At 66.3% G+C, this 12436-nt stretch carries 13 protein-coding genes; 10 read left to right on the top strand and 3 right to left on the bottom strand.

All coding sequences use genetic code 11. From position 1 onward, the window contains the following. Nucleotides 1-295: 295 nt before the first annotated feature. The 7 genes from rpmH to ACU6WY_RS15175 all read left to right on the top strand — a co-directional run bounded on the left by rpmH (nucleotide 296) and on the right by ACU6WY_RS15175 (nucleotide 5165). Nucleotides 296-433: a 50S ribosomal protein L34 gene (rpmH, locus tag ACU6WY_RS15205; protein ID WP_055952712.1), complete on the top strand. Its 138-nt coding sequence runs from the start codon at nucleotides 296-298 to the stop codon at nucleotides 431-433. An 8-nt stretch (nucleotides 434-441) separates the two neighbouring features. Further along, entirely contained in the window at nucleotides 442-780 is a 339-nt protein-coding gene (gene rnpA / locus ACU6WY_RS15200) for a ribonuclease P protein component (protein ID WP_483820445.1), read from the top strand. Between the two features lie 59 nt (nucleotides 781-839). Next, a complete protein-coding gene (gene yidD, locus ACU6WY_RS15195) occupies nucleotides 840-1133 on the top strand; it encodes a membrane protein insertion efficiency factor YidD (RefSeq protein ID WP_483821931.1) in 294 nt (97 codons plus the stop codon). Nucleotides 1134-1136: 3 nt separating this feature from the next. Continuing rightward, on the top strand, nucleotides 1137-2207 hold the full coding sequence (gene yidC, locus ACU6WY_RS15190) for a membrane protein insertase YidC (protein ID WP_483820444.1): 1071 nt from the start codon (nucleotides 1137-1139) through the stop codon (nucleotides 2205-2207). Between the two features lie 16 nt (nucleotides 2208-2223). After that, a complete protein-coding gene (locus ACU6WY_RS15185) occupies nucleotides 2224-2727 on the top strand; it encodes a Jag family protein (protein ID WP_483820443.1) in 504 nt (167 codons plus the stop codon). Nucleotides 2728-2732: 5 nt separating this feature from the next. Further along, nucleotides 2733-3362 (top strand): 16S rRNA (guanine(527)-N(7))-methyltransferase RsmG, encoded by a 630-nt coding sequence (gene rsmG, locus ACU6WY_RS15180; protein ID WP_483820442.1) that lies wholly within the window; start codon nucleotides 2733-2735, stop codon nucleotides 3360-3362. A gap of 1509 nt (nucleotides 3363-4871) precedes the next feature. After that, nucleotides 4872-5165, top strand: a complete 294-nt coding sequence (locus tag ACU6WY_RS15175) for a hypothetical protein (RefSeq protein ID WP_483820441.1) — start codon at nucleotides 4872-4874, stop codon at nucleotides 5163-5165. Between the two features lie 830 nt (nucleotides 5166-5995). On the opposite strand, the gene ACU6WY_RS15170 is transcribed toward ACU6WY_RS15175, so the two are convergent. After that, entirely contained in the window at nucleotides 5996-6166 is a 171-nt protein-coding gene (locus tag ACU6WY_RS15170; protein WP_483820440.1) for a hypothetical protein, read from the bottom strand. Between the two features lie 2386 nt (nucleotides 6167-8552). Here ACU6WY_RS15170 and ACU6WY_RS15165 point away from each other — a divergent pair. From ACU6WY_RS15165 to ACU6WY_RS15155, 3 genes are all read left to right on the top strand, one after another. Next, on the top strand, nucleotides 8553-9470 hold the full coding sequence (locus ACU6WY_RS15165) for a ParA family protein (protein ID WP_483820439.1): 918 nt from the start codon (nucleotides 8553-8555) through the stop codon (nucleotides 9468-9470). Then, entirely contained in the window at nucleotides 9470-10486 is a 1017-nt protein-coding gene (locus ACU6WY_RS15160; protein ID WP_483820438.1) for a ParB/RepB/Spo0J family partition protein, read from the top strand. The genes ACU6WY_RS15165 and ACU6WY_RS15160 overlap by 1 nt, the downstream gene beginning before the upstream one ends. Before the next feature lie 83 nt (nucleotides 10487-10569). Then, nucleotides 10570-10917: a tryptophan synthase subunit alpha gene (locus tag ACU6WY_RS15155; RefSeq protein ID WP_483820437.1), complete on the top strand. Its 348-nt coding sequence runs from the start codon at nucleotides 10570-10572 to the stop codon at nucleotides 10915-10917. Between the two features lie 145 nt (nucleotides 10918-11062). On the opposite strand, the gene trxA is transcribed toward ACU6WY_RS15155, so the two are convergent. Both trxA and trxB read right to left on the bottom strand, forming a co-directional pair. Further along, nucleotides 11063-11386: a thioredoxin gene (gene trxA / locus ACU6WY_RS15150; RefSeq protein WP_483820436.1), complete on the bottom strand. Its 324-nt coding sequence runs from the start codon at nucleotides 11384-11386 to the stop codon at nucleotides 11063-11065. Nucleotides 11387-11447: 61 nt separating this feature from the next. After that, nucleotides 11448-12434: a thioredoxin-disulfide reductase gene (gene trxB / locus ACU6WY_RS15145; RefSeq protein ID WP_483820435.1), complete on the bottom strand. Its 987-nt coding sequence runs from the start codon at nucleotides 12432-12434 to the stop codon at nucleotides 11448-11450. Between the last annotated feature and the right edge of the window lie 2 nt (nucleotides 12435-12436).

Genomic DNA, 12436 nt, shown 5'->3' with positions numbered 1-12436 from the left:
ATCCCCTCCGGGACTTCGGCGCGTGATGATCGACGTGCGTCGCGCCGAACCTGTGGATAACTTCCGGGGGACACGCTAGTTCGCGGTCCGCAGGGAGCCAAATCAACTGTAGAACGCGCTCGCGTGTCTTTGCCACGGGTGTGGATGAGGGTTGGGGATAATGAACGGTCGTCTTCCCGGTTTGAGTTAACGCCCCGCGCGACGTAGCCTTAGTCGGTTGACTTATGCCTATACGGCAGTCCCGACCACGTCCCCGGCAGAAGAGCATCGGGCGACATCACCTCCGGAGTGACCCATGAGCAAGCGCACCTTCCAGCCCAACAACCGTCGTCGCGCCAAGAAGCACGGCTTCCGCGCCCGTATGCGGACGCGTGCCGGCCGCGGCATCCTTTCGGCGCGTCGCGCCAAGGGCCGCACCGAGCTCTCGGCCTGACCCACCCAGTGCTCGCGAAGCCGAACCGACTCACCCGCGGATCGGACTACAAAGCCACCGTCCGTCGGGGTTCTCGGTGTGCCGGAGCGCACACCGTGACCTACGTCGGCAGCGCGCCGGAGGATTCTCCGGCGCGATTCGGCTTCATCGTGAGCCGTCAGGTCGGCTCGGCCGTCACACGCAACACCGTTCGCCGCCGCCTCAAGGCGGTGTGCGCCGAGGCGCTCCCGTCCGTTCGCGGGGGCGCCTCGGTCGTCATCCGGGCGCTGCCGTCGGCGGCATCCGTCGATTACGCCACCCTTCGCGCCGACGTCGTTCGGTGCCTGCAACGTAAGGCTGCCGCGTGAGCACCTCGACGCTCCCGACCTCCTCGACCGGTGCCGGTCAGCTGGAGTGGGACACCGTCATGGCATCCCTCCCCCTCCTCCCCCGGAATGCGGGCCTTGCCCTCCTGCACGCGTACCGAGCCACCATCTCGCACGTCTACGGCGACGTGTGCAAGTACTACCCCTCCTGCTCCGCCTATTCGGTGGGCGCCGTGCAGCAGCACGGACTCGTCAAAGGAGCCGCGCTCACCGCGGCCCGTCTCGCCCGCTGCCACCCCTGGGCACAGGGAGGCATCGACGACGTTCGTCCGCACCGTGCCTTCCGTCACGAACTCACTCCGCACGGTTTCGTCGTGCCCTCCCGAAAGGACTGATCCGTGCCGGATCTCATTGGAATCGTCCTCTGGCCCCTGAAATGGGCAGTCGAACTCGTGCTGGTTGGCTGGCACTCGCTGTTCACCGCAGTGGGAATGGCGCCGGCGGCGGGCCTCACCTGGGTGCTGTCGATCATCGGACTCGTCCTGGTCGTTCGTGCCGCGCTGATCCCGCTGTTCGTCAAGCAGATCAAGAGCCAGCGCAAGATGATGGAGATCGCTCCCGAGCTGCGCAAGGTTCAGGAGAAGTACCGCGGAAAGCGTGACCAGCTCTCTCGTGAGGCCATGAGCCGCGAGACCATGGCGCTGTACAAGAAGCACGGCACGACCCCGGTGTCGAGCTGCCTTCCGCTGCTGGTTCAGATGCCGATCTTCTTCGCGCTGTTCAGCGTGCTGAACGATGTGTCCAAGCACGCCAACAGCGGGCAGGGCGGCGTGGGGCTGCTCACCCCCGAGCTCACCCGTGAGTTCTTCGATGCGCGCCTGTTCGACGTGGCATCCATGCACGTCAACCTGGTCACGGCGTGGGGTCAGTCCGATGGGCAGGTCACCGTCGCGATTCTGCTCACACTCGTCGTGCTCATGATCGCGTCGCAGTTCTTCACGCAGCTGCAGATCATCTCGAAGAACCTGTCGCCCGAGGCCAAGACCGGTCAGGCGTACCAGATGCAGAAGATCATGCTGTACATCCTGCCGCTGGCCTTCATCTTCTCGGGTGTCTTCTTCCCGCTCGGTGTCGTCATCTACTGGTTCGTCAGCAACCTGTGGACGATGGTGCAGCAGTTCATCGTCATCCGTGAGATGCCCACTCCGGGCTCCGACGCCGCGAAGGCGCGCGAAGAGCGTCTGGCTCGCAAGGGCAAGGCGATCGACGCGAGCGGCAAGGTCGTTCCGATCGAGAAGTACCAGGCCGAGCAGCAGCGCCTCCTCGAAGAGGCGGAGCGTGCGCGTGCCGCGCAGCCCAAGCGCCAGCAGCCGGTGGGCAAGCAGCGCGCAAAGAAGCAGCAAGCGGCCAAGGGGACGACTCCGTCGGTGAGCCCGACGGCGAAGCCCAGCACCGACTCCCCCTCCTGACGACCCGGAGACAACGATGACCACGTCCGAGCAGATCACGACAGAGCAGAACGTCGCCACCGAAGAGCAGCTGGAACAGGAGGGCGACGTCGCGGCCGACTTCCTGGAAGGGCTGCTCGACATCGCTGACATCGACGGCGACCTCGCCCTCGATGTGCGCGCCGGTCGGGCGTACGTCTCGGTCGAGGCCGATGAGGCTGAGGCGCTGTCGACCCTGTCGCACCCCGACACGGTGCAGGCTCTGCAGGAGCTGACGCGTCTGGCCGTGCAGAACTCGACCGGCCGCTTCTCGCGGTTGATCCTCGACATCGGGGGCTCCCGCGATGCGCGCCAGCGCCAGCTGGAGACGCTTGTTGAGCGTGCCATCCAGCGGCTCGAAGAGGGGGCGTCGCAGGCGTCGCTCCCCGCGATGTCGAGCTACGAGCGCAAGCTGGTGCACGATATCGCGGCCGACCGCGGTTACGCGTCCGAGTCGTTCGGTGAGGGCGCGGATCGCCACACCGTTCTCCGCCGCGGCTGAACGTCGTGGTCGACGGTCTCGAAGCCGAGCCGGATGCCGCTGCGGCGGTGTTCGGGGACCGCATCGATCTCGCGCGGGGGTTCACGGACGCCCTGGCCCAACACGGTGAGGAGCGCGGCCTGATCGGTCCGCTCGAGGTTCCCCGTCTGTGGACGCGCCACATCTTGAACAGCGCCGTCGCCGCGCCGTTCTTCACCGGGCGGGTCGCAGACGTCGGATCTGGCGCCGGCCTCCCCGGTATCGTGCTGGCGATCGCGCGCCCCGATGTGGAGTTCACGCTCATCGAGCCGATGGAGCGCCGCACGGTATGGCTGACCGAGCAGGTCGAGGCGCTCGGCCTGAACAACGTCGTGGTTGAGCGGATGCGTGCCGAGGAGTGGACACGGGGTCGCGTGTTCGATGTGGTGACGGCGCGGGCCGTGAGCGCTCTGCGCACCCTGATTCCCTCGACCGCTCCGCTGGCACGGGTCGGTGGGCGACTGGCGTATCTGAAGGGCGCGAATGTCGCCGCTGAGGTGGATGCCGCCGAGAAGCAGATTCGCCGGTTCGGGGTCACCGATGTGGAGATCCATGTCGTTGGCGAGGGTGTCGTCGACGAGCCGACGCGGGTGCTGACGGCGACGGTGACGCGCTGAGTACTTCCCATTGAATGGGAGCGGGGATGGTGTTGGCGGATCGTGGGCGTGGCGCGCGGGTGCCCCGGCGGCCGCGTATGGCGCGGGCGATCGGTCCCTGTCACCAGAACCGGGGACGAAGCGGACACAGGCCGTGAGCGCAGCGATCGCGCTGTCGTGGCCGCCTCGCCGGTCATGGGTGCGGGTTTCGGGCGACTGTGCGCTGCGACCGTGGCCCCTCTGAACCGTGGGACCGAGAGCGTCGCGGAGCGGACGGAAGGCGTTCACGGGTAAGGACGATCATGTGGGGTCGCCGGTCTGGAGAGTCTCCGCCCTGCGAGTTTCTGTGGGCGGCGCCCGTTACTCCCCCGGTCGCTTCATGCGCCGTTGCCGAATGCTCGGCGGTATGTGTGGCGCAGGACGAGTTGCGAGGCGTGGGCGACGTCGTCTTCCTCGTGCCGGCAAGGCGACGCCGAGCGTGGGGACCTCGAAGCGCCCCACGCGCGCGGATACCTCCTCTGAGAGCGGGATGCCGTGCACTATGGGGCTCACGGCGCTTCAGGCGTTGTCGAGTGTGGTGACGTATCGATCAGGTGATCGGCGGGGCGGAGGGTGCGCGCCACGTCAGTGGAAGGGGCCTGCGGGAGTGCGGACTGCAGTGGAAAGCGCCCCAGATGCGGCTCCCACTGTCGGATCTGTTTCACGTGAAACACGCGGCGTTCTTGTTCGTAGAGCGCCCGCGGGTTGTCGTACGGCTGTTCGTGGCGAGCTTCGGGATCCGGGGTATAGCCGGGAAACTGCCCCGATGGCGAGGTGACGCGGTTGGCCCAGCCGGCGGCCGCGCGATTGGTTTCACGTGCAACATCGCGACGGCCGGTGACAAGAGGACCATAACTATCGCGGTGGGTCCGCCATCGCGGGATGCCCGCGCCGCCCCGGTGTCATCTCACTCCGCCGTTTCGCGATCTGGATGGCTGGGACGGTCGTCGCCGGCAGCTCGTCCTGAGCCGTCTGTCGTGGGGTGGCCGCGTGACCCTCCCCCACCTGCACAGAGTGAGGGTCGCATGGGCGACAACGGCTCTGCGGACTCCCGTGACGACGTGGACCCTGGCAGAACACCCTCATCGCCGACTGACCCGTGATCGACCCGTCTTCCGCTCTGGCGTGCGAGACAAGTGATTCGCCAAGCCGCCAATTTACAGACGCGGGTCACGGTGAAGCACGCGGATCGTAACCCTGGGAGTTCAGCCGAATGTGCTCTTCACGCTCTGGCACTCGGCGCCATGATGTGGTGTCAACACGGCTGGGCGCTTGAGGGCCGTTGCTGTCGTGTCATCGGGACTCCTCTTTCCGCACGCGGTGATTGCCGTGGGCCCCCGGGTGTTCGCTCAGTCTCCGTGGCGGGAATCGTGCCTGGAGGATCGTCAGGCGCGGCCACGAGGTGCGCGACCACGCAACGGGGGTGGCGTTTTGGCTACGGAGCTCCGGAGGGCCTGCTGCGTCGCGTCAGAATCTGGGCGTCGATGGAGGGTGGCTGTCGCGGCCGCCACGTCCAATACCGTGCTCGCCGCGGGAGACGTGGCTCAAGTGTGCCGCGAATCTGGCGACAGTGACCTGCGCCACCTGGTGGACGTGCCCGATGCTGCCGTTCAATGCGGGCGCCACCGACCGTGGTTCTGGATGCACGACGTTCCACGTGAAACACTCAGTTCGATGGTCGAGGCGCCCTCCAATCGACACTCTGACCGCCTGTTGTTCGTGAAGAGGATCCGTGCACATCCGGTGATCATGTTTCACGTGGAACATCTGCACTGTGCGGTGTGAGGCGTGCTGCTCAACCATTCGGGTGGGTTCATTGGTCAGCGGTAGACCGTCTCGCGTGACGCGCTATCGGGCACGGTGTTGACTGCGATCTGATCATTGCGTTGCGAAGTGAAGGTGAGACGCCGGATACCGGTGAATCGGCACCCGGAGGTTGAGGTGACGACGCGGCTGTGTGACACGGGGCTGTCGTGGCGTGACACTCCTGAGGCGACCGGAACCCGGAACACGACCGTCAGGAGAATCGGGCTGCGGTCCACGCAGGCCGGTTGTGAGCGTGGCGCGCACCGACGAGGCGTGACTCTTCCGCGCGCAACACGCGCGACATCGAACGACAGGAAGATCGATGAGGGGGAACGAACCGGGCCAGGCGATTGGCCATTGCTCGAGCGAGCTGGCGACGGGCGGCGATGGACAGGGTCACACGATCGAGTCTGTCCTGACCACGGGGCAAGCGGCCGATACGAGCATGATGGCCGCGGGGGTCGAGCGAATCCGAGTGCCGGACGGCTACGGACGAGTACGGAGCCGGTATGGCCGACGTCGGTTACCCAGCGACGCCGCATCGGGTAGGGCTCCGCCGGCGCGGAATCTGTCCGGCGTCCCGAACAGTCAGGATAGAACCCGACACGGCTGGAATCGGCGGTGACGGCCCGACCGACGCCGATGACGAGCAGCGGGTGCGCCACCGCGGCCGCATCGTCTTTGCTTCAACACACCCGCAGTGGCGCGGTATCGGCACGGGGTCCTACTCGGTCGCTCGCAACGACCATGCGGTCCACTCCCCCGTCGCGACGCTCCGCTGGGTATGCACACCGCGAGCGTGGGGTTGACTAGCCTTCGGCGAGCCGGAGTGCCTTCTCGGTGAAGTAGCTCACTTCACCCTCGGCGTTCTCGACCCCGAACACCCACTTCCCAGAGGGAGTTGCTCGCGCGTCGACGACCGCGCCCCGTCCACGCACGGTAAGCACAACTGTTCCGGGTCTGTAGATGGAATCGCTCATGGACCTAGATCTTGCCTTCCCCCGCAGCCGGCCGCATCCCCCGCACGACGGACACTCACTTCACCTCGAGCCGCGCCACCCCGCCACCGGGTCATGCGCGGCGATGCAGGCTCGTGCGCGCTGGCCAACGGCGTGGAGAGGCCAACGGATGCGACATTCGCGTCGTTCCGACGTCGGTGAACGGAGGCCCCGTGGCCGGCGCCGAATACATCCAGGGCTCGGCTCGGCGACCGGCACATCAGCGAACCTGAATGGCGTTTGCGTATCGCGCCGGATTCGCTGGTCATCCGAGCGACGGCTTTCGGAGAAGACAGTAGTCGGAGAGTGTCCACGTTCTTTGGGGCGTGTGCGCGACGGGCAGAGAGGATCCGCGCAGCAGTGTGTGCGCGCAACGTGCCACCTGTGTCGGCGCATCTGCGCCCCCGCGATGGGGTGATCTCGCGGGATCTGGGATCCCGAAGCCCCGACGTGGGGAACGGCCATTCGAGATCTCCTGCTGGAGATCCGCAGTTCGAGAGTTGCGATGTGTGTCCGGTGTCTCGCGGCCCGCGACGGGCGAGGTGAAGGCGGGCACCCACCCTCCACAACCCGAGATCCGAGACTCGAGCCCCCGGCTCCCATTCGACCTCGGGCTGAGAGTGCACGACCTGCCCCGTCAACTCAGCGCGCTGAACCTCCGCGTCCAGCCTGCGCTTGCGTTCCGCGCGGCGGGAGGCGGGAGCTGCGGTGATTGGCATCCGGTCGCGCTGTGATCACTCCCCCAGACGGGTGTCGTCCTCGCCACGCGTTCAATTCCGCAACGGCAGCATCCTCACAGCTAGCCACCTGGAGTGCACGGCACTCCGGCGAAGTGGGATCCGGTCGCTCCCCATGACCGCGCTTCGGGAGCGGCCGGCAAGAGCGGACCGCGCCGGGGATCCGCCGCCGCCCATCTCCCTCCCCATCCCGCGTGATTCGGCCCACCGTCGGGTACAGAAGAGGCTTCACTCATGTCGAGGACGTCCCTGACGGGTAGGCCAGGATCGCCTACCGGTCCGTCACTGTGACCACCCAGCGCAGCAGGCGCGCGTACGCGCGCAGGACGGCCGTTGAGTGGCCACATCCGCGCGTCCTACCGGAGAGACTCCGTTTCACGTGAAACCTCCGCCGCCAGAGTTGCTCGATGTACAGGATCCCAACCCCCCGCAGCTCAGGAGTGAGGCTCTCACGGAACGCGTTCTCCTAGCGACGCGACTGCACCAGGTGAAGGGGGTAGTCGCGTGGGAGCCGGGTGGGTGACGTCGGGCTCCTGAGACTTGACACATCGCAATCGGACGCGGCGACACTCCTCGGGCTTACCCCGGATCCATGTTCCACGTGAAACATCTACGACGCGGCACGGGTCATCGAGCCCGCGCATCACGCGAGCCGACGGAGTGGGAAGTGACCTGCGGTGACGTGATCTCCCCGCATATGCACGTGACGAAGAACCCACCTGAGTCGTCGATTTTCGCGTCGGGAGCGCGACCGCCATTCGACGATCAGTACCCGAGCCGAGCTCACGGAGCGTCTCGGGTGCAGTCGCGGCCGGCTGTCGATACATCGCAGGCGTCCTCGAAATCAGTGCGGAGCTCGAGCAAATGCGGCCGAGCCGATGCCAGCGTTTCACGTGAAACCTCTCGTCGGCCCGGATAGTGACAACGCCGTCCCCCGCTCCACGCGCTCCACCCTGGATGACGACTGTCAGGATCGCCACGCCGCCGCAGGCAGACCGGCCGGGTGTTTCACGTGGAACGCGAGCGCGAATCGGAAGGGCGGTCGAGATCTACGGGTCCGATTCCGAGGGTGACACCCTGACGCTCTTCGTCGACCATCGGCGCCGGAGCCACGCACCGGGAGCGACTGAATACCACCGCTGAACGTGCCCGCGTGGCCCGGGCGTTGGGGTTCACCGTGTCCCGTCGGTGTGCGCGACGCAGCACGCCGTGTGCTGGCACTGTGGAGGCCCGTAGTAGCTGCGTGCGGGGAGCGATGACCCGAGCCGCCTTGATCCGTACGTCAACCGCGCATCCCACATAGGCGGCGTAACGAGGCTGCCGCTCGCGAATGGAAATCGAAGCTCGCGCGGGCACCTCACTGTAGACCCGCGTGCGGTCGTGAGGGCCCGGTGGTATCACGCTGGGTGTGTCGGCCGTTCCCACGGCCAACTGAGCCTGGGCCGGGGGCCCTCGGTTCTGAGACGCGCGTCACAGAGTGGGCGACCCACGAGCTTCAGCGGCATCAACTGCGACGCCCACAGCGGAACCTCTGATGAAGCCACCCACCAATCCGGGAACAACCCGTCACAGCGCGGGGTGCGCGGATAGACTTGGGACGTTGTCCCCGGAGATGAAGGAGCGCGTTTCACGTGAAACAATCCGGTGAGTCCTCGGGCTCCGCCTCCTTCGAGGACTCCCCCATTGCACGTGAGATCGCCGATCTTTCGGCGCGACGCCGAGCGTTGGAGGCTGTCGAGGTGAAGCTGTCGGGCCGCACGCGGGTCTTCACGGTGTCGAACCAGAAGGGCGGCGTCGGCAAGACCACCACGGCGGTCAATGTGTCAGCGGCGTTGGCTGCATTGGGGGCCAAGGTTCTCGTCATCGACCTCGATCCGCAAGGCAACGCATCCACCGCTTTGGGTGTGCCTCATAACGCGGACACCGCGAGTGTCTACGACGTTCTCATCGATGAGTTTCCGCTCGCTGACATCATTCAGACGAGCCCCGAGTCGCCGAACCTCCTGTGTGCGCCAAGCACGATTCATCTCGCCGGTGCGGAGATCGAACTCGTCTCGCAGGTTGCGCGCGAGCACCGTCTTCGCGGGGCGCTTCGGGACTACCTCGCCATCGAAGGAAACCACCTCGATTTCGTCATCATCGATTGCCCGCCCTCGCTCGGCCTGCTGACGATCAATGCGTTCACAGCGGCGGACGAGGTGTTGATCCCGATTCAGTGCGAGTACTACGCACTCGAGGGTCTGAGCCAGTTGCTCGGAAGCGTGCAGATGATCCAGAAGCACCTCAACCCCGCGCTTCACGTGTCGACCATCCTGCTCACGATGTATGACGGTCGCACCCGTCTCGCGCAGCAGGTCGCCGACGAGGTGCGCGAGCACTTCTCGAAGGAGGTGCTCGACACGGTGATTCCTCGTTCGGTGCGTGTCTCCGAAGCGCCGAGCTTCGGCCAGACCGTCATCGCGTACGATGGCCAATCAGCGGGCGCGATCGCCTACCGCGAAGCAGCGGTCGAGATCGTCGGGCGCGACACCACCACGAAGGAAGTCTGATGGCCAAGAGAACCGGACTGGGCCGCGGAATCGGTGCCCTCATCCCAACGGCGGAATCGACGGAGTCTCGTCCCGTCGACGTCTTCTTCCCCGGCGCCTCGGCATCGGAGGCTACGAAGAAGGCATCGGCAAAGGCGGTCGACGAGGCCGGTGCGACCGAGGCCGGCGAGGCCGACGCGAGCCAGACCGATCAGGAGAGCGACCTCGTCTCCGTTCCCGGTGCCCGACTCGTTCACATCGATCCGCAGACGATCGTTCCGAACCCGCGCCAGCCGCGCACGCACTTCGATTCGGAAGACCTCGCTGAGCTGGTTCACTCCGTTCGCGAGTTCGGGGTCCTCCAGCCCGTGGTCGTTCGTGACAAGGGTGACGGCACCTACGAGCTCATCATGGGCGAGCGCCGCACGCGCGCGTCGCGCGAGGCGGGACTCACCTCCATCCCCGCTGTCGTTCGGGAGACCGAAGACGAGTTCCTCCTCCGTGACGCTCTCCTGGAGAACCTGCACCGTTCCCAGCTGAACCCGCTCGAAGAAGCATCCGCGTACCAGCAGCTGCTCGAAGACTTCGGCATCACCCAGGAGGAACTCGCGACCCGCATCGGTCGCTCCCGCCCCCAGATCAGCAACACGATTCGCCTCCTGAAGCTGCCCGTCCCGGTGCAGCAGCGGGTGGCGGCCGGCGTGCTGAGCGCGGGTCATGCCCGCGCGATCCTGTCGTTGGACGATGCGCGCGAGATGCAGAAGCTCGCCGACAAGATCGTCAACGAAGACCTGTCGGTCCGCGCGGCGGAGGCGGCCGCGAAGATGCCGGGGGTGGCACCTGTACGCCAGAAGCCCAAGGCGGGCTCGCGTCGTTCCGGGCTCGATGACATCGCCGAGCGTCTGGGTGATCGCTTCGACACCAAGGTCCGCGTCTCACTAACGGCCAAGAAAGGCCAGATCAGCATAGATTTCGCGACCATTCAGGATCTCAACCGCATCCTCGCGACGTTGGGTGAAGAGGGATACACCGGCTGAATCCCGGGCATTCTCTCCTCGGCATACGCCGAGAGCGAGCGGTTTCCGGTGCCTCCTCGGGAGGCTCCACGTAGGCTGGATTGGTGACCGCGAACGACCAGAGCCCTCGCCGCCGCGCCAGTGTGGAACTGTTGCGCGCCGAAGCCTCCGACGAACTCGCCGTCCTCATTCACGAGCGGCTGCGCGGCGGCGAAGACCCGTGGGAGTTCATGGAAGATCTGCCGAGCGTTGACGAGCTCGTCGTCCTCACGCTGCGAGCCGAGAACGTCGCCGAGAACGGCGGCGTTCGCCTCACGCCCTCGCGGAACTACCGTGTGCTTCGTCAGATCGCGCTCGACTATCCCCCTCTCACGCGCGCTGTGTGGCGCATCCTGGGCGATGACGAGCCGCACCGGCGTTGGGATGCGTCCGTGCGTCTCGACGCCTCCTAGGGGCGGCAGCGCGCTTCCACGCGCCGTTGCAGTCGACCGCTGGTGAGATCTGCGGCGACGACGGTCTCACGCGGCACGGTCGCACCGCGCAGAACACAAAGACCCCGGCGCCACAGGGCACCGGGGTCTTTCGCCAGAGCAGTCGTCAGCCGAGGAAGGCCTGGAGGTCCTGCTCGAGCGCGTACTTGGGCTTCGCGCCGATGATGGTCGTCTTGACCTCACCGCCGTGGAAGACCTTCATCGCGGGGATGGAGGTGATCTGGTACTTCATCGCGAGATCGGGGTTCTCGTCGACGTTGAGCTTCAGAACGGTGATCTTGTCGGCGTTCTCGGACTGGATCTCGTCGAGCACGGGGGCGACCATACGACACGGTCCGCACCACTCAGCCCAGAAGTCCACGAGAACGGGACCTTCGGCCTGCAGGACGTCCTGCTCGAAGGTCGCGGAGGTCGTCGCTTTGGCGGTCATGTGCATTTCTCCTTAGGTGAAAGCGTCACCGGAGATAACCCGATGAGCGGTGGATTATTCCTCAGACGACCGCGGCGTCGGGCAGACCCTCGATGAGGCTGTCCTCGACGGCGGGCTCGCCCGCCTCACCACGCGCGGCGAGGAAGTGCTCCACGTCAAGCGCAGCCACGGTGCCGCTGCCGGCGGCCGTGATGGCCTGGCGGTAGGTGGGGTCGATCACGTCGCCAGCGGCGAAGACGCCCTCGACCGACGTGCGCGACGAACGGCCGTCGACCCAGATCGTGCCCTGCTCCGTCAGCTGGAGCTTGTCGTGCACGAGGTGCGTGCGGGGGTCGTTGCCGATCGCGACGAACAGGCCCTCGATCTCGAGATCGCGCTCGGTCCCGTCGACGGTCGAGCGCAGACGTACGCCGTTCACGGCTTCGTCGCCGAGCACCTCGGCGACCTCACTGTTCCAGACGAACTCGATCTTGGGGTTCGCGAAGGCGCGCTCCTGCATGATCTTCGACGCGCGGAGCGAGTCCTTGCGGTGAATGATGTACACCTTCGACGCGAACTTGGTGAGGAAGTTCGCCTCTTCCATGGCCGAGTCCCCGCCGCCGACGACGGCGATCGTGCGCTCGCGGAAGAAGAAGCCGTCGCACGTGGCGCACCACGAGACGCCGTGTCCCGACAGGCGCTCTTCGCCCTCGAGGCCGAGCTTGCGGTAGGCGGAGCCGGTCGCGTAGATGATCGAGGCGGCCTCGTGCACCTTGCCGCTGCCGAGGGTGACCTTCTTGACGGGGCCGTCGAGCTCGAGCGACAGGACGTCGTCGTAGAGCACCTCGGCGCCGAAACGCTCGGCCTGCGCCTGCATCTTGGCCATGAGGTCGGGACCCTGGATGCCCTCGGGGAACCCGGGGAAGTTCTCGACGTCGGTGGTGTTCATGAGTTCACCGCCGGCTTCGACGGAACTCGCGACGACGAGGGGTTCGAGGTTGGCTCGGGCGGCATAGATGGCGGCCGTGTATCCGGCCGGACCCGATCCGATGATGATGACGTGACGCACGG

The organism is Microbacterium sp. ZW3a, assembly GCF_057167165.1.
Note: the sequence above shows the minus strand (reverse complement) of the source record. Positions and strands in the feature narration are given on the sequence as shown.